19 protein-coding genes and 1 pseudogene are annotated in these 15931 nt (G+C 36.9%); 3 read left to right on the top strand and 17 right to left on the bottom strand.

Annotated elements, in window-relative coordinates:
* Nucleotides 1-157 precede the first annotated feature (157 nt).
* From HUX68_RS19160 to HUX68_RS19145, 4 genes are all read right to left on the bottom strand, one after another.
* Entirely contained in the window at nt 158-631 is a 474-nt protein-coding gene (locus HUX68_RS19160; RefSeq protein ID WP_174616295.1) for a GNAT family N-acetyltransferase, read from the bottom strand.
* A gap of 177 nt (nt 632-808) precedes the next feature.
* Nucleotides 809-1507 carry a Type 1 glutamine amidotransferase-like domain-containing protein gene (locus HUX68_RS19155; protein WP_174616294.1) on the bottom strand — a complete coding sequence of 233 codons (699 nt, stop codon included), beginning with the start codon at nt 1505-1507 and terminating at the stop codon, nt 809-811.
* A 96-nt stretch (nt 1508-1603) separates the two neighbouring features.
* Nucleotides 1604-2443 carry a hypothetical protein gene (locus HUX68_RS19150; protein WP_174616293.1) on the bottom strand — a complete coding sequence of 280 codons (840 nt, stop codon included), beginning with the start codon at nt 2441-2443 and terminating at the stop codon, nt 1604-1606.
* A gap of 141 nt (nt 2444-2584) precedes the next feature.
* On the bottom strand, nt 2585-3103 hold the full coding sequence (locus HUX68_RS19145) for a hypothetical protein (RefSeq protein ID WP_174616292.1): 519 nt from the start codon (nt 3101-3103) through the stop codon (nt 2585-2587).
* 315 nt (nt 3104-3418) lie between these two features.
* On the opposite strand from HUX68_RS19145, the gene HUX68_RS19140 reads away from it, so the two are divergent.
* Nucleotides 3419-5110 carry an IS1182 family transposase gene (locus tag HUX68_RS19140; RefSeq protein WP_246206727.1) on the top strand — a complete coding sequence of 564 codons (1692 nt, stop codon included), beginning with the start codon at nt 3419-3421 and terminating at the stop codon, nt 5108-5110.
* Nucleotides 5111-5394: 284 nt separating this feature from the next.
* Here the strand turns inward: HUX68_RS19140 and HUX68_RS19135 are convergent, their stop codons facing one another.
* The 7 genes and pseudogenes from HUX68_RS19135 to hmpA all read right to left on the bottom strand — a co-directional run bounded on the left by HUX68_RS19135 (nt 5395) and on the right by hmpA (nt 10591).
* Nucleotides 5395-5970 carry a phosphoglycerate mutase family protein gene (locus HUX68_RS19135; protein WP_174616291.1) on the bottom strand — a complete coding sequence of 192 codons (576 nt, stop codon included), beginning with the start codon at nt 5968-5970 and terminating at the stop codon, nt 5395-5397.
* An 88-nt stretch (nt 5971-6058) separates the two neighbouring features.
* On the bottom strand, nt 6059-6973 hold the full coding sequence (locus HUX68_RS19130; protein ID WP_174616290.1) for a class I SAM-dependent methyltransferase: 915 nt from the start codon (nt 6971-6973) through the stop codon (nt 6059-6061).
* Between the two features lie 414 nt (nt 6974-7387).
* Nucleotides 7388-7606: pseudogene (locus HUX68_RS19125) on the bottom strand (glutamine amidotransferase); the annotation flags it as partial.
* Between the two features lie 182 nt (nt 7607-7788).
* Nucleotides 7789-8148: an NUDIX domain-containing protein gene (locus tag HUX68_RS19120; RefSeq protein ID WP_343033691.1), complete on the bottom strand. Its 360-nt coding sequence runs from the start codon at nt 8146-8148 to the stop codon at nt 7789-7791.
* A gap of 47 nt (nt 8149-8195) precedes the next feature.
* Nucleotides 8196-8741, bottom strand: coding sequence for a GrpB family protein (locus HUX68_RS19115; protein ID WP_174616289.1), 546 nt, complete (start codon nt 8739-8741; stop codon nt 8196-8198).
* A 399-nt stretch (nt 8742-9140) separates the two neighbouring features.
* Entirely contained in the window at nt 9141-9308 is a 168-nt protein-coding gene (locus tag HUX68_RS19110; protein WP_174616288.1) for a hypothetical protein, read from the bottom strand.
* Nucleotides 9309-9346: 38 nt separating this feature from the next.
* A complete protein-coding gene (gene hmpA, locus HUX68_RS19105; RefSeq protein ID WP_174616287.1) occupies nt 9347-10591 on the bottom strand; it encodes an NO-inducible flavohemoprotein in 1245 nt (414 codons plus the stop codon).
* A gap of 472 nt (nt 10592-11063) precedes the next feature.
* On the opposite strand from hmpA, the gene HUX68_RS19100 reads away from it, so the two are divergent.
* Together HUX68_RS19100 and HUX68_RS19095 are read left to right on the top strand one after the other, a co-directional pair.
* The gene (locus tag HUX68_RS19100) at nt 11064-12077 is read left to right on the top strand and encodes a DUF3231 family protein (protein WP_174616286.1); all 1014 of its coding nucleotides are present in this window, start codon (nt 11064-11066) and stop codon (nt 12075-12077) included.
* An 83-nt stretch (nt 12078-12160) separates the two neighbouring features.
* Complete coding sequence (locus HUX68_RS19095; protein WP_174616285.1) at nt 12161-12625, top strand: hypothetical protein; 465 nt, start codon at nt 12161-12163, stop codon at nt 12623-12625.
* Nucleotides 12626-13266: 641 nt separating this feature from the next.
* On the opposite strand, the gene HUX68_RS19090 is transcribed toward HUX68_RS19095, so the two are convergent.
* The 6 genes from HUX68_RS19090 to HUX68_RS19065 all read right to left on the bottom strand — a co-directional run bounded on the left by HUX68_RS19090 (nt 13267) and on the right by HUX68_RS19065 (nt 15912).
* The gene (locus HUX68_RS19090) at nt 13267-13608 is read right to left on the bottom strand and encodes a class I SAM-dependent methyltransferase (RefSeq protein ID WP_246206783.1); all 342 of its coding nucleotides are present in this window, start codon (nt 13606-13608) and stop codon (nt 13267-13269) included.
* A complete protein-coding gene (locus HUX68_RS19085) occupies nt 13574-13732 on the bottom strand; it encodes a hypothetical protein (protein WP_174616283.1) in 159 nt (52 codons plus the stop codon). The genes HUX68_RS19090 and HUX68_RS19085 overlap by 35 nt, the downstream gene beginning before the upstream one ends.
* Nucleotides 13733-13767: 35 nt before the next feature.
* Nucleotides 13768-14028: a metal-sensitive transcriptional regulator gene (locus HUX68_RS19080; RefSeq protein WP_174616282.1), complete on the bottom strand. Its 261-nt coding sequence runs from the start codon at nt 14026-14028 to the stop codon at nt 13768-13770.
* Nucleotides 14029-14187: 159 nt separating this feature from the next.
* The gene (locus HUX68_RS19075) at nt 14188-14577 is read right to left on the bottom strand and encodes a DUF302 domain-containing protein (RefSeq protein ID WP_174616281.1); all 390 of its coding nucleotides are present in this window, start codon (nt 14575-14577) and stop codon (nt 14188-14190) included.
* A gap of 156 nt (nt 14578-14733) precedes the next feature.
* A complete protein-coding gene (locus HUX68_RS19070; RefSeq protein ID WP_174616280.1) occupies nt 14734-15093 on the bottom strand; it encodes a rhodanese-like domain-containing protein in 360 nt (119 codons plus the stop codon).
* 36 nt (nt 15094-15129) lie between these two features.
* Nucleotides 15130-15912 carry a sulfite exporter TauE/SafE family protein gene (locus tag HUX68_RS19065; RefSeq protein ID WP_010652053.1) on the bottom strand — a complete coding sequence of 261 codons (783 nt, stop codon included), beginning with the start codon at nt 15910-15912 and terminating at the stop codon, nt 15130-15132.
* Nucleotides 15913-15931: the final 19 nt, after the last annotated feature.

Raw genomic sequence — 15931 nt, 5'->3', positions numbered from 1 at the left:
CTTTATATCTTAAATTTTTAATCACCAAGCAGGTGGTTTATTAGTCATGCAAAATTTTCTGGTAAAGTAAAAAGAATTACAGAAAGATAATTTTCAAATAATGCTTGACTTTTTATAGCTGGTCTATAAAGGAACAAGCAACATGGATTGGATTTCTTTAGTTAAGGGTAAGAACAAACTCTTCAACATCTTTACCACGCGCATTTGAATACCCGATGTCTTCACCCGAAATTGTGAAGCCACATCTTTTTAAAACCTTAAGGGATCCTTCATTGTCTTTCGCGGCACGAGCATATAGTGGACGAATTGTAACCTGTTTTAGAAATTCTCGTAATGCATTGGTTGCAATTCCCCTGCCCCAATATTCCCTTCCAATCCAATAGGTTACTTCTGGATCTCCGAACTGCTCGAAATGTGCAACATGTCCAACTACGATGTTTTCAACAATGATCGTTTGGTTAATAATATCCCTATTCGCAAGTATTTTGTTCCAATGTTCAACGAAGCCATCCCAATCATTAGGATCCTTGCTTGTAAAGGCAGCCATTTGGTTTGCTTCACTGTCCTGCTGATGCTTAAAAAAAATAGGAAGGTCATCCTCAATCACATTCCGAAGCACTAAATTGCTCATTAAACTCCTCCTCTGGCGTTTACTTTATTTTAGCGAACGCATATTCCTGTGGCAAAATATTTTTATCGTGTCAAACCACCTTGATATGCTACTAATAATTCATTTCCTTGTTCAATTAAATGGCCCTTATGTAACAATTTAGGTACGAACCCTTATTCCGGAAGCGCGCCCATTAGCTTAACAAGCACCTAAAAAAACTGTTTGAAGTTCTTCCTCAATTTTATTATTATCCAAACTTACTTTATAAGCTTTGGCGCTAACCCTTGAACTTACAATTTTATGTATATCTTGATCAATAAAATGGATTGCTACACCATCATCTGCCGCTAGTCCGGCTTTTAATTGTCTAGTTTTAATAAATTGTTGATATGACGGTCTTCTTTCTGATTCCCCATCATAATGAGGACAGTTACTACCATTTAGGAGCCCTAAACAATTAATCGGTTCTAGACCAAAACCATATGAGTCTGTAATCCCTTCATCGAACCAGCAAATGGAGCCAGCGCTTATACCAGCTAAAACAGTCCCCTGATTCCATGCTTCTTCCAAGATTTTATCCAGGCCCCATTCTTTCCATAAGGCCAATAAATTTTTGGTGCTTCCTCCCCCTACATAAATGATATCCTTTTCTAGTACATAATCTCTTATATCACCTGTAGGTGGCTTAAATAATGAAAGGTGGGTGGGCTTGCAGTTTTGTTGGGTAAAAAAAGTATAGTATTTTGAAATATAACTATCAGAATCACCACTTGCGGTAGGTACAAAGCAAATTTTAGGCTTATTTTTATTTGTTTGTTTTAATATATAACGATCAAGTAAAGAATTATCTGGCTCCATTGAAAATCCTCCGCCGCCTAGTGCAATGATTTGCCGCATATCATTTCCCCTCCCTATAATTCACAAAAATAAACTGAATTTATGATAGCTGTTTCTATGGCAATTGCGCCCTTATATTGAATAGGCATAGTATTTTTATTTAGATTTCCAGCTAATTTTTATATTGATTTTTGGATGCTCATTTAAATCTTGAATGGCATTATAAATCTGAGAAATAGAAAATGGTTGTATCCTAAATTTATCTAATTCGCTTAACTCTTCTAATGAGCCAACATCACTAAACCCAAACTCTCCTTGCACCTCAAAAGCCACTTTTTGGTAAGCTTCCCAGGCTTCCATAATCTTCTCTTTATAGTCATACATTACATCAAAGCTTAACGACTTTACCTGTTGGCAAAAGTTAGGGATCATTGGAAGAATATCAATTTCTTCTTCAAATTCTTCGACATCCTTAGAGACCACCCTCTTCCAGTCAAATTTCAGTAGCTCCTTTTTTTGCATAATGATATGTAAACCATCCTTGTCTATACGTGTCTTAGAAAGAGGAAAAGCGATGTGAGATATAATATTACGCATTTGTTTGAAGAATCGGTATTCAAAATATTCGTCGAAATAGTTGCGGTCCCTTTGTTCAAAATCCTGTCTTAATTCATTCAAATGAATACTGTATTGCTTTTTGCAATGATCAATGAACGTCGTAAAGCTGGATAATAAGTTGAGAAGTAAGCGATTTGCCTCAATTAAATGTTGCTGACCTTCTTGCTCATAAGATTTCCAGTTTTGCTTAATATCTACTAAGAAGTCCTCCAGTTCCTGGCCATTCTTCAATACAATACCCCTCATCTGAATATTGGTTCGATGAAAACTTTCAATCCTCATTGGGCCTGCAAGTGCTTCATATTCCTCATCAGGAAAAAGACGCAAAAAAGTTATGGATATTCCATCATTTACATCAATTTTAAAAATTCTCCTCATATAAACTACCCCTGTTTCTCATATTTCACAATCTGGCTAATTCTGATTGAGGCCTTCTTATTCCTCTAAAGCGCCCGTTTGCTTAAGAGTATCATGGAAAAGTTATGAGAGAATAAAAACTCACTTTCACATTTTATTCCTCTAATTTTTCGGATTAAGTATACTTTTTAATAAATCCTTATCTGCTTCGACTTGCTCATGGGAGAGAGCACCCGTATCCAGCCTTTTCTTTAGCTTTCGTTGCTTGTCAGCTTCTGAACCTTTATTGGATCGCAAATTCAGTTGATACCTAATTAGAGAAAGTAGATCAAAAAACAATGCTGGCTTTATCCACATCTTTTTAAACAGGAAAAAAAGAACTTTTTTTCTGTGGTTATCAGTTTCCATTTGGTTTAACTGTTTCTGGTTTAATGCTCTCATGGTTTCATCTTTATTTTGATGAAGATATGTTACATTTTCTTCAACTAATACCCCTTGGTTATTTACAAATTTTGCATAATTAAGTCCTTCTTTTACTGTTTTCTCAATAATTTCCTGTTGTTCAATACTATACCCCGCCATTTCTTTAAAAGAATGTAACGAGTGCAACACATCCGAAGGCGCCATAGTTTTAATCTTTTCTTGAAGTTGCTCAAGCGCGTTTAATAAATTTTTATACAACAGTTTAGTTGATGGATTCAGCCAGCCTTTCCCGATATTATTTAAATTGTGATTTGTGGTATTGAATCCTATTGCTAAAAAACCAACTTCCTTTGCCTCATCGAAAGGTGGGATAGCGCCATCTTCTCTTATAATTACATACTCAACAGGAGGTGTTACCGTAAAGAGGCTGGGACAAAACCCAGTAAAATAGAATAAGCGTGGTCTCCACCATTAAGTGGAAAGACCACGCTTATTTTTTTGCTTTTAATAAACAAAAAGGACACCTTCTGATAAAATTAAAGTAACCACACAATAATCATCGGAGGTGTCCTTATGTTTAAACATTATAACATGAATCAAGTGGTTTTGCCGTTAGATTTAGAAATAAAACTTCAAGAAGATGATATTGCTTACGCTGTGAATGACATAGTGGAAGCTATTCCGGATGATGCATTCATTAACTTTTTACGTGACACTGGTTGTCCAGCTTATCATCCACGCATGATGATGAAAATTATTTTATGTGCTTACACGCAATCTGTTTTCTCTGGCAGAAAGGTGGAAGGATTACTGAACGATAGTGTACGTATGATGTGGTTAGCCCAGGGATATGAGCCGAGTTATCGCACCATCAATCGATTCCGTGTTCATCCAGAGGTCAAAGAACTATTGCGTCAGTGCTTCGTGCAATTTCGTTGTCAGCTTGTACAGGAAGAACAGATAGATGAAGAAGCGATTTTTATGGACGGAACCAAAATCGAAGCGAATGCCAATAAGTATACATTTGTTTGGCGTAAAGCGATTGAAAAATACAGTGCCAATTTGGTGGAGAAGTCCAACCAGATGTATGATGAACTATTGGAAAAAGAAATTATTCCGGAAATCGAACGGGAAAGCGCAGATGAGCTATCTACCGATGAGCTCGAAAAAGTAGTCGAAAAGCTGGATGAGAACGTTGAAGCCTATAATAAAAAAATCGAAGCAAGTGAAGATGGAAGCGAACGGAAACGGCTTCGCTCCGAACGCAAAACACCGAAACAATATCGTAAACAATTTAAGGATTACGTGGCACGCAAACAGAAATACCAGCAGGACATGGAAACCTTCGGAACACGCAACAGTTACTCCAAGACAGATCATGATGCCACGTTTATGCGAATGAAAGATGACCATATGAGAAATGGCCAACTGAAAGCAGGCTATAATGTGCAACTTGCGACAGAAGGACAATATGCGCTCGCTTATGATGTGTTTCCAAACCCGACAGATACACGTACATTCATTCCTTTTCTGGATCATATCGAGGAACGTTTCTTTAAGCTACCGACGTATATTGTCGCTGACGCAGGCTATGGAAGTGAACAAAACTACGAAGACGTCATCGAGAATCGGAAACGCACGCCACTGATTACGTATAACCAATACCGTAAAGAGAAGAAAAAGAAATATAAGGAAAACGCCTTTAATGTAGCCAATTGGGAATATAGCGAGGAAAATGATACCTTTACCTGTCCGAATGGTAAAAGATTAACCTTCCGCTATATGTCCAACCGAACAGACCGATATGGTTATACAAGGACATTTAAAGTTTATGAATGTGAAGACTGTTCCGGTTGTCCGTTACGATCCCAATGCACCAAAGCAAAGGAAGGCCATAACCGAAGAATTTATTATAACCAAAAGTGGGAGCAACAAAAAGCATATACGAGACAACAGCTTTCGGAAAAAGAAACTGGTGAAATTTACGGTAAACGTAAAATTGAGGTGGAACCAGTCTTCGGATTCTTGAAGGCTAATTTGCGTTTCACCCGTTTTTCTGTACGGGGCAAAGAGAAAGTGGAAAATGAATTAGGATTTGCATTCATGGCGGTGAACTTGCGAAAGTACACTGCCATGAACGTAAATCAACCAACAGATCATAAAAATAATCCAAATCAAAATGGTTCCGATCACCAACAATCGATGATCGGAACCATTTTTAAGTTATTTTTGGCTAGTTATGTCCCAGCCTCGATACACTTTTAGTTGAAACAATGTTGATTTCTTTTTACCTTTTATATTTTCATATGGCTCGAGAGAATTGAATACAATTGTTGGAATCTCATCTTTACTAAGCATTAAATACACCTCAATTTATTTCTTAGCTGAAATAACTACCAAAACATAATTGAATATCTAAAGAATATGTTTTTTAAACAGGTCTATTTGAAATACGCTTAACTAAGACTAAAAGTTTCATGTCCTTTCATGAAATGGTCTAATAATGCGAGATTGGCGCCAACCCTTATTAAAGATTCGCGCCCGTTAGCTTAACAGTGTACATTTATCCAACCTGCTTCTTTTGGAAAGTCTTTTCTAGTGAATGTTTGATTCGATAACAATTGTCGATAGGAAGTAATGGTACCATCGTGAGATACAACATAGATTTTTTCCCTAGATTGGAGCTTACACCATTGAATAAACCTCTTTCCAATGATTTTAAACTCGTCTTCGGAAGTGCTATTTATTCCCCGGCTCCACAGATCATTTGTTGAATTTTTTTCTATTATAAAATCAGGAAATTCATTTTTTATTTCGCTGCAATCCATAATCACGTCACAAGGTAGGGTCTTCGATTCTTTCTTTTGCGGAAACATTCTTGGTGATACCATTGGACTCACGATTTTTTTACACCGGATACCTTCACTCCAAATAAATGCAGTTTGCAGCGTTCTTCTAATAGGGCTAATTACAACAAGATCTGTATCAGATAAAGGAATTTTCTTTCTTAATAATTTAGCTTGATCTATTCCTTCATCAGTTAATGAAGGATCTTTAATGCGTAAGCTGTTGGGTGGTTCTAGTGTATGCTGACCTTGGCCATGTCTAATAAAAGTTAAATCCATTTCAACCCCCACCAATTATTGCTTTAGATTATTTACTGGAACCTTTTCTTTCTTCAAGATAGGCGCCCATTTCTGGAATAAGGGCAATTTATCTTTTCACAGCCAAGCAATAATTCACATTGTCAAACGCCGTCATTTGATGTTGCGGATGAGCCTCGTTATACTTTTTGAAAAAATGCTCCGTAATTTCATCCGGCGTCAAATGTTCATAAATAAAGAAGGAGTTGTCGGCTAAAAGCTTTTCCATCTCCAGATAAGAATAACCGGAGTGCATTTTTTCGTTCGCTGCCCCGGCAATCGCCACTTGTTTTTTAGCTCGTACACCTGCCTTTTCTGTATGGGTGTTTTCATCAGGATAGTCGAAAACGACACTGCTGCCTTTCGGTACATACCTTGACAACACTTGAACGATTGCACTAAATTTTTCTTTTGACAAATAGTAACTGATCCCCAACAAACTGCAAAAACTTATTTTGTTTTGATCAAATGCCTGACAATCTAACAAACAGCTCTGCCAATAGTCTTCCTCAAAATCTACAGCAACATAGTGTATATTTGCCGGCCTTTTCTCTACCAAATCATGAATGCGTTTTTGTTTGTCCGCAATCATATCCGGATGGTCAAATTCAAAAATCTCGATATTTGTCGCCCAGTCAGGTTGACGGTGAGAAAACGTATCGTATCCCGCAGCAAAAATCAAATATTGCTCCGTACCAATTTTCACGGCATTTTTAAGCATACTTTCAGAAAATGCAGCTCTTCCGAGTGGAGAAGGAGATAATTGATTATCTACCACCCACTGTAAAGCTTTATCTTCTGTTCCATCAAAAGACGGATTAAAGAAATCAATTCCTTTGGACATATGGCAAGCGATTTGATCATATTCCTCTAGCGTTAAAACCTCCTTAGCTAAATAATCATTAAATATTTTTATTTCTTTTTGCGTAGAATGATACGCACGAGCAAAGGCACTTACAAGTGCAGTCATACTTTTTTGTTCCATTTTTTATCACCTCTATTACTTAATACACCTTCTATAGATGTATAACAAGACTTGAATTTTCAGACATTTTATGATAATGTAGAGTAGAGATAATGTACAAATAATCGTCTCAAATGATGATTTGGCATACGTACCTCTAATTTCACAATAAGTTTTTCAACTCTTGCCCTTACATACAATATTAGCGCTATTCCTTATTAGTTTTAATAACTATATGGAAGGCTCATTTTGCTAGTAAGGTACCTCGCCAATTCTAAAGGGGTAGCGTCAGGAAAATGCAGATTTACAACGATAAGAAAATTACAAATTAAAAGGCCCAACTTCTTTGCAAAACAAAATAGAGAAAGTGAGCTTTTCGGTTACTTCATTATTTTTATTTGAACTAATATAAAACTGCTAAGTTGATTTTTTAGCTCAGCTATTTATTGAATTCATTAACTGGAAGAAGTATTCAGGTTTATGAGTCTTATTTAGGTTATACCATGAATGTAATGTATCTGGTGCAAATACATCTATTTTTTTCAGTACCTCCATCGCAAATTCCAGAGGAGCTATTCCTGATGCAGTAACTAAATTCGCATCAGATACCGCAGATTCCAACTCATAGAACTTTTCTCCTTTATAGTTAGGACTATAACCCCTCATTTCACGATAATCATTCTTTTTCTTTACTAGTAGCTCAATCTATCGCAATATGGCTCTATGATGCAATATCGGGCGCTAAATTCTTTTAGATATTAGCGCCCGTTTACGGAAGATGCCAAACACAGCATTATCTGATTAAATCCTTTTCTTATTACCATTTAAAAAGTCCATTAAAAGCTCTCTGTCTTCCTCAAACGAAAGCGACAAATCACTAATGATGATTTCCAATCAATATCATAAATTACCTCATCAGGATCCTGTATTGTTGGTTTTCCTCCTGTTATTTTAACTTCAAAATAATGTGCTTCACTGAATTGGCCGTCCTTTTTGAATAATGGTTGTATGATTTCAACATCATAACCTGTTTCTTCCTTGATTTCTCTGATGCAACACTCTTCAAACGTCTCTTCTGTTTCAAGACCCCCAGAGGGAACTGACCAACGTTTTGGTTCTTCAGTAGTCCCTTGCAAAACCATTAAAACTTTCCCGTCCTTCACACACACTCCTCCAGCGCCATACCATTTCCCCATTATTATCCCCCCAATCCTAATTGCTTTATTTCATAAACTGGTCCAATTCAAAAATAGTAATTATGCTGGGTAAGTGGACAAGGGTATTTAATCTTGCCTAGAACAGAATTAACAAAATCAGTCTTTTCATCTGCGTATTTATGTTTATTATTGTGATTTTCCTTTGACAGTTTCAGTTTTAGTTGCTGATATTCAATTCTTGCTTCATCGTTACTTCTTAGATAATCTCTAAAATTCAACTGGTCAAGCAAATATCTACTTCCACTTTGATACATATGGATTTGATGTGTCCGGGGTTCTCCTTTATTAAAATAATGTCTATCAGGTAGAATGTTTGTGCCCTTATAAGAATAACCCAGGTTTTCCAGAGGTAAGATACAATATTCTCCGTCGCTAAATTTCTTAATTTCAACAGCAATATCAATTATTGGTTTTGCACTTAGATACTTTACTGCTGTACTTCCAACGTGATAAACATCTACAATATACATACCAATTTTCTTTTGTATTCGCTCTTTCTCCAATAAAAATTCCTTATCCCAATTCTCTGTCCAAGGTGCTAAAAAAACCTCACCTTTTGGTAGCCCAAGCATATTATCACCTCTATTAGATAATTCACATTGGACTTATTTTACTCTTTTGATTTGGTTTGTCAACGCTTTCAGTTATTCAACTAAATAACCCATTTTCGCGGAATTAGGTACCAGATTTTATTCCGGAATGGCGCCCGATTGCGGCATAGTCAAATGTATTTTCATAATTTTCCTTTTCAACTTCATTGGCTTCAGGATAATACAGAATACCCAACAGAATCACTTTATGAATAATTTTAATATTATATGAATTCCGCGCCTATTATCAATTATTCCAAAACAGCTGGTCCATTTCAATTTTTTTACAAAAATAAAGACACCTATCTTAATTCAAGGTAAGCGCCTAATTGAGAATACCTTTTAGATACCTTTTAGATATTTTAAAATGGTTACGAACCCTTAGCCATCCTTTTTTCGTTCTTCCAGCATTTTTTTTAATTCATCCTGACCCTTTCGAACGGATTCTAGCTCTTGCTCCAATATTTTTATTTTTCCTGTTAAGGGGTGTAATGCCTCTTGAAGCATCCCCTGCAAGCGTTGTGTTTTTTCATTTTCTTGTGTTTCCATAATTCCCCTCCTCCTTCAAATATGTTGCGTATTCTCTTTTAACGTGACGCTGTTACGGATGGCTTTTCAGACTTCTGTTCTTCCAAAATACTGACAGGACTAAAGACTTCATAATGCGTTTGTTTTTCTGGTATGTTCCAATCTTTGAGAGCCTTATTAACAGCTTTCATAAAAGGTACTGGTCCGCAAAAATAAAAGTCAGCCTGGTTGCTCGGTAAGATAGATTTCAACCAATCCAAATTAATGAATCCTTCTTTATCAAAGTTTTGGGCACTTCTGTCCTCTGCGGTAGGACTGTCATAGCAAGCATAAGAATCGACGTTTGGATATTCAGAAGTTAATTGCTCAACATGTTCTTTCATCGCATGGACTGAACTGTTTTGTGTTGCATGAATGTAAGTCACAGATCGTCCGGTATCAGCTAATGTATTTAACATACTCATGAGAGGCGTTAGTCCAATCCCCCCACTAATCAAAACAATGGGGAGGTCATCGTTCATCATTGTAAAATCACCGGCTGGAACAGCAAAAGGCAGCGTATCTCCTTCCTGTACGCGATTATGCAAATAATTTGAAACAACCCCATCCGGAACTTCTCCATTGCCTTCTTCTCGTTTAACACTAATTCGATAGTAGTCTTTTCCCGGGACATCCGATAAGCTGTAATGTCTCATATGGGTATATGTTTCACCTTCAATATCTGCTTTTAATGTCAAATACTGTCCGGGTTCATATGAGGAAATCGGCTGTTGATCCTCAGGTTTTAGATAAAATGATGTCACAAGGTCAGTCTCTTCAACTTTTTTAACAACACGAAAGTCCCGGAATCCATGCCAACCACCAGGTTTTTGTTCTTTCCCCTCATATAGATCATGCTCCAGATTTATAAATGCATCAGCGATGGTGTTATAGGCCTCACTCCATGCGTCAATCACCTTATCTGTAGCTTTGTCACCAAGGACATCTTTCACGGCCTGAAGAAGGGCTTCGCCAACAACGGGATATTGTTCCGGTTTGACACCTAAGGCAACATGCTTTTCAGCTACCCGCATGATTAGCGGCTCAATATTCTTTAAATGGTCCAGAGTTTCACCGGCCGCATAAACAGCGTAAGTCAATGCTTCCTGTTGTAACCCTCTTTTTTGATTGGATTGATTAAACATATTGTATAATTCCGGAGCCCTTGAAAAAAGCAGGTTATAAAAGCGTGTCCCTATCTCACGGCTATGATCTTTTAATACAGGTGCAGTCGACTTAACAATGCTTAGTTTAGTTGAATTCATTTTATGATCTCCTTTCAGCCTAAAAAGTTTTATAATCCCCTATAGAGCCAAGACTTTAGGGTCTTTTTCATCCACTTTTCACTTTACTAAAAGAAGACTTTCTAACCCTGTGATATGAATCACGATATATTAATTTAAATTGACAGTTATGTGGCATTCATAGCGCATTTGCTGAATAGTTCATAGAAATGGTCGCTTTCTTAAATAGTGGTTAGTTGTCGTGGCCAACGCTACGTTGATAACACTTAACTAATAGAATCGGGTGCAATTTATTGGAAACCAGTAAGAAACCGGCGACTCTGGTAATTGTTCATTTGTATGATGTTTATCAAACATTATAATACCTCTGTATTTAGGATTTTCAGCATTTAGAATATCCATGCAAAGGGATATTATGCGAGTGCTTCGTCATAATAAAGAAGGAAAAACACGTGCATAATAATATAAACACTTTAAACATTGGAGGTCCGACATGATGAACAACATACCTTTATCGTCTACAGAATTAGGTAATCTATGGCAAGCCTATCAGGAAAAGTCCATGAAATTACGTATTTTGGAGCGCTTTATTAAAAACTCTGACGATGAAGAAACCGAAATTGTACTACAATCTGCCCAAGATATAGAAACAAAAAACATTAATGCCATTGAAACCATCTTCCAAAACGAGGGCGTTGCCATTCCCTTAGCCTTTACAGAAAAGGATACAGATAATCATGCCCCTCGCTTATTTGATGATCAATTTCATTTAATGTATCTTCGTTTGTTGAGTCAGATTTTGATCGGTCTTTACGCGTTGCATTCAGGGATGTCTTATCGCGAAGACATCTATAACCTATACAGAGACTTTACTTCAGATAGTCAAACGATTTATAACAAATGCACCCAATCCCTGTTAAAGAAGGGCGTTTTACCACGTCCTCCCAGTGTTCCAATGCCGAACGAGGTTGAATTCGTCAAAGAAAAGAGTTATATAAGCGGATTAAACCCCTTTGGAAAAAAACGCGTACTTAACACAGTAGAAATTGGCTTAGTGTACCAGGCACTGGAAGCAAATATTACGGGAACACAATTGATGACAGGCTTTGCACAAGTTGCTGAAAGTCCTGATATTCAACAATACTTTCAACGTGGAAGAGAACTTGCTGAGAAGCAAGTATCTACCATGAGTAATTTTTTATTAGAAAGTGATTTACAAGCGCCTTCTACATGGACAGGAATCGTAACCAACTCCACCATCCCACCGTTTTCTGACAAAATTATGATGTATATGACAAACCTGTTGTCGATGTTTGGTATGGGGAGTAACTCAGTTGGAGCAGCGTTTAGCTTTCGGAGTGATTTGCTTTTAAAAATGGGTCAAATGTTGACCAATACGTTTGACTTTGCCAAGGACGGAGGGAAAATTATCATCAAACACGGTTGGATGGAGGAACCACCCCAAGCAGCAGACAGAACAAAATTATCGAGGAGACAGAGCAAATAAGGATTGGCATGCAAGTTAAGCGTTGACCGGTTTATCATTCCGCAAAGAAATCCATAAAATAACATCGATAACGGACGGATTACATGAATCAAAATCAAAAATATAAAATGCTTTTTTGGAGTATTGCCTTGCCGGGCTTTGGGCAATTATTAAACGGGAAGTATATTAAGGGAATTATATTTGTTTTGTTAGAGTTTTTAATCAATGTGTTAGGAAATTTTAACGAAATAATTATTTTAAGTTTTCAAGGAAACGTAGTAATGGCCATTGAGCAGACTAACTATCAATGGCTTATGTTTTATCCTTGTTTATACTTTTTTGCAATGTGGGATGCTTTTAAAGATGCAGGTGGAGGAAAAGAACCATATTCATTTTTACCGTTTGCATTTTCAGCATACTTTGTGACTGTGGGGACAATCTATTCATCAAACCTAACCCTATTTAATGTATTATTAGGGCCTGTCTGGCTTCCAATGTTGAGCATACTCCCAGGATTGTTTGTAGGATTTTTATTAAAAAGGATACTTACAAAAAAGTTAATCTCATGATTAGCTTTTTCTTTTCCGCAAAAATATTTGGCCTCAATAAAATTATTTGATTTTAATGTTCTCAAACGGCATTCTTCTATTAAAAAATGCAACTTTTTCAAGAGTAGAACTTTAATCCAATTATCGCAAAGATTGGCGACAATAAATTGCGCTTTTCTTCTACAATCTGAACCATCGTATTTCAGAAAGACGCCTTATTCGACAAGTATGCCCAATTGATGATGATCTTACAGCTAGTCTTAATGAATTAATGATTCCATGACTCTGGAACTTTACTTTGCAAAAAATTAATTAATTTTTTTATTTGTCTGAGATGCTATACCTATAGTGTCAAAAGCAACAAAAGGTGGAAGTTCTTCTAACTCTAAATATTCAAGTTATTTTTCTTTTCTTTAAAGAAGTTTCCTGAGCAGTGGTAAACCCATTAACATTTCTTATATTGTTTTTATCCATCCAATCAAACCAGTCTATTTCATCCATATTCTACCTCTTATTATCAATAATGAGTAATGATCTTTCTCATCAGAAAAAAAATAATTCAGAGGTTTTACAAGTCCTTAACAGCATTCTAACAACCCGGTAACAAAACAAAAGATAACAAAGTTCACATATGTATACCTTTTTCACAACAATTCCCTTCATTATCCTAATTTAGATAACCATGTACCATCCATAAGATTGGGCATAAAACCTGTAATACATGGCATCAGCCCGAAAAACAGCACCAAACCCATAATAACTGCGCTGATTTTCATAATGACCCGGCTGTGTCTGACAATCCATTTTGTTGAACCAAGGAAGAAAATCAACATCAAAATCCGCTTTATTTCATCCAGTGTTTGTTCAATATCCGGTACTTCATGCATAATAAACGATATCATAACTTTACTCAAGGAATTATCATCCAGCCGGATATGGTCCAGATTACTTTCCACATAATGAATGTTTTCAAGCTGCTCTTCCACTGCATTTTCCTTCAGCATCGGCAACCGTATCATTTTTATCTAAATCCAAATACCGGATAACTTCCTCCGGCGGTAATTTTTTTCTGCGAACGTCACTCATCAGTTTATCCGCCTTTTCCGGGTTAAAGCGTTTACCAGTCATTATTCTCTCCTTTCACTCAACACATACAGGGAGAATTACCGACTTTTCACAAGCAGATTTACCGCTTCTTTAATAACGTCTTCCGAACTTTCCCCGGATTCCTTCTCCTCACGAATGCACGCTTCCAGATTTCTGCTGACAACCAATGCTGCTGTACGGTCAAGTGCATTTCTGGCAGCAGTCATCTGGTTCACTACATCTCGACATTCTTTCCCTTCATCCATCGCTTTCAATAATCCCCTGACCTGGCCTTCAATACGTTTAATTCGGTTTTTCATCTGATCATCATAATCCATGGGACGGCACCCCCTTTTCCTATTGAATCTGGTATTTGTGTTGTAAATAAACCCGTTTTATACTATTCACTTTTATACTACTCATTTCCTACACTTCCATTATACATGATGGGGTATTAAAATTCACAAAAAAAGATGAAGGTTTTTCGTAATTAGATATTATTTTGTCTTATCGATACAAACAATCAGTCGCTCCTCTATATCAGCCGCAAATTCTTGTAATAAAGCATCATTGACCATTTCAATTAATGCTGTTGGCTTTGGCATGCCAATTTTAACCTTGTTTGTTTCAATGTCCTGGTACACAACCATTTTACATGGGAGAAAATAACCTATAAGCTGATTTTGAGATAATATATTATTCGCCTCTTTTGGATTACAAACTTCCAAAACCTGATAGGCTTGTTCAAAATCAAACCCTTTATTGTTTAACGTTTCTTTAACATCAAATTGCCAAAGCACACCGAATTTTTCTTCCTTTAGGTTTTCCTCCAGTGCATGAATCGCTTCCTCCATTGATTTTTCCGTTTCAACTGTATAATGAAACATAACTTTATACAACTCCCTTTTTATAAAAAGTTACCTGCCATAAACAGATAAAATTATATTTGGTAATTTTCATCCAACGTTTAATACTAACCCATACGACGGAATGTTAAACATCTCCATATTAATGTACCTGTTAAACTTCTTCATCATCAATCATCATACCCAGGCATTCATTCCGCCTTTAACATTAGATACTTTTTCAAAACCTTGTTTCTTAAGCATTTTGGCTGCCTTTGCGCTTCGCATACCGCTTTGACAAATAACGACTACTTCTTTATTTTTATCCAATTTTCCGGTACGTTTTGATAAATGGGCTAATGGTACATTTGCAAATTTCTTCTGATGATTGGCTTTATACTCACCCGGTGTTCTTACATCAACGAACTGTACATCTTTTTTCGCAAACTTATCTTTTGCTTCTTTTGCGGTTATATTCGAAACTCCTTTTGTCGGAAGAAAAAAGTTCACCACAAATACAATTATAATAATGAAAAAAATCCATTGTAAAATTTCCATCCAACTCCCTCCTAATCCATTAGGTAACTGGTTATCCTAGAAAAAATCCGACCATATTTTAACAGCTGTTGCCAGAATCAGAACGGCAAGAATGCCTTGTAATACTCTCGTATTTACTCGCTTACCGGCATTTGCACCAAGCGGAGATGCAATCAGACTAGCAATAATCATGATAACAGCCGGAATAAGTAATACCTGGCCCGTCATTATTTTACCTGCCGTTGAACCAACGGCTGAAAGAAATGTAATGGCAAGTGAAGATGCAATCGTCACACGTGTCGGTATCTTCAGCACAAGCAGCATAATTGGAACCAATAAAAATGCGCCTGCCGCACCTACAATCCCGGCCCCAATACCGGTTACAAATGCAAAAAATGCAGCCAGCCACTTGTTGAATGTAACCTGGTCAAGCGGGGTATCGTCGATCCCTTTTTTAGGAACAAACATCATAACGGCTGCGATAGTAGCCATTACACCATACACAAAATTGATGCCGCCATCCGTCATGAACTGGGAACCATAACCACCAATAAAGCTTCCAAGCAGGATACTTATCCCCATATAAATAATCAGTGTTTTATTTAGGTATCCACCTTTCCGGTAGGCCCATACCCCGCCAATTGTGGCAAACAAAACCTGAACGGCACTAATGCCGGAAACTTCATGTGCTGTAAACGCTGATAGTCCTAATAAAGGCGGAATGTATAGCAGCATCGGATATTTAACAATGGAACCGCCGATACCAACCATCCCGGATAGGAATGAACCACCAAATCCAATTAAAAACAGGACTAATATGAACATTAAACTGTATTCCATAGCCATCCTCCTTTCATAA

The organism is Virgibacillus ihumii (assembly GCF_902726655.1).
Classification (GTDB): Bacteria; Bacillota; Bacilli; order Bacillales; family Amphibacillaceae; genus Lentibacillus; species Lentibacillus ihumii.
Note: the sequence above shows the minus strand (reverse complement) of the source record. Positions and strands in the feature narration are given on the sequence as shown.

Bases quoted from the DNA above. Each gene is read 5' to 3' on its own strand.
- HUX68_RS19160 (WP_174616295.1), bottom strand. From the start codon at position 631: ATGAGCAATTTAGTGCTTCGGAATGTGATTGAGGATGACCTTCCTATT.
- HUX68_RS19155 (WP_174616294.1), bottom strand. From the start codon at position 1,507: ATGCGGCAAATCATTGCACTAGGCGGCGGAGGATTTTCAATGGAGCCA.
- HUX68_RS19150 (WP_174616293.1), bottom strand. From the start codon at position 2,443: ATGAGGAGAATTTTTAAAATTGATGTAAATGATGGAATATCCATAACT.
- HUX68_RS19140 (WP_246206727.1), top strand. From the start codon at position 3,419: ATGTTTAAACATTATAACATGAATCAAGTGGTTTTGCCGTTAGATTTA.
- HUX68_RS19135 (WP_174616291.1), bottom strand. From the start codon at position 5,970: ATGGATTTAACTTTTATTAGACATGGCCAAGGTCAGCATACACTAGAA.
- HUX68_RS19130 (WP_174616290.1), bottom strand. From the start codon at position 6,973: ATGGAACAAAAAAGTATGACTGCACTTGTAAGTGCCTTTGCTCGTGCG.
- HUX68_RS19120 (WP_343033691.1), bottom strand. From the start codon at position 8,148: ATGGGGAAATGGTATGGCGCTGGAGGAGTGTGTGTGAAGGACGGGAAA.
- HUX68_RS19115 (WP_174616289.1), bottom strand. From the start codon at position 8,741: ATGCTTGGGCTACCAAAAGGTGAGGTTTTTTTAGCACCTTGGACAGAG.
- HUX68_RS19110 (WP_174616288.1), bottom strand. From the start codon at position 9,308: ATGGAAACACAAGAAAATGAAAAAACACAACGCTTGCAGGGGATGCTT.
- hmpA (WP_174616287.1), bottom strand. From the start codon at position 10,591: ATGAATTCAACTAAACTAAGCATTGTTAAGTCGACTGCACCTGTATTA.
- HUX68_RS19100 (WP_174616286.1), top strand. From the start codon at position 11,064: ATGATGAACAACATACCTTTATCGTCTACAGAATTAGGTAATCTATGG.
- HUX68_RS19095 (WP_174616285.1), top strand. From the start codon at position 12,161: ATGAATCAAAATCAAAAATATAAAATGCTTTTTTGGAGTATTGCCTTG.
- HUX68_RS19090 (WP_246206783.1), bottom strand. From the start codon at position 13,608: ATGCTGAAGGAAAATGCAGTGGAAGAGCAGCTTGAAAACATTCATTAT.
- HUX68_RS19085 (WP_174616283.1), bottom strand. From the start codon at position 13,732: ATGACTGGTAAACGCTTTAACCCGGAAAAGGCGGATAAACTGATGAGT.
- HUX68_RS19080 (WP_174616282.1), bottom strand. From the start codon at position 14,028: ATGGATTATGATGATCAGATGAAAAACCGAATTAAACGTATTGAAGGC.
- HUX68_RS19075 (WP_174616281.1), bottom strand. From the start codon at position 14,577: ATGTTTCATTATACAGTTGAAACGGAAAAATCAATGGAGGAAGCGATT.
- HUX68_RS19070 (WP_174616280.1), bottom strand. From the start codon at position 15,093: ATGGAAATTTTACAATGGATTTTTTTCATTATTATAATTGTATTTGTG.
- HUX68_RS19065 (WP_010652053.1), bottom strand. From the start codon at position 15,912: ATGGAATACAGTTTAATGTTCATATTAGTCCTGTTTTTAATTGGATTT.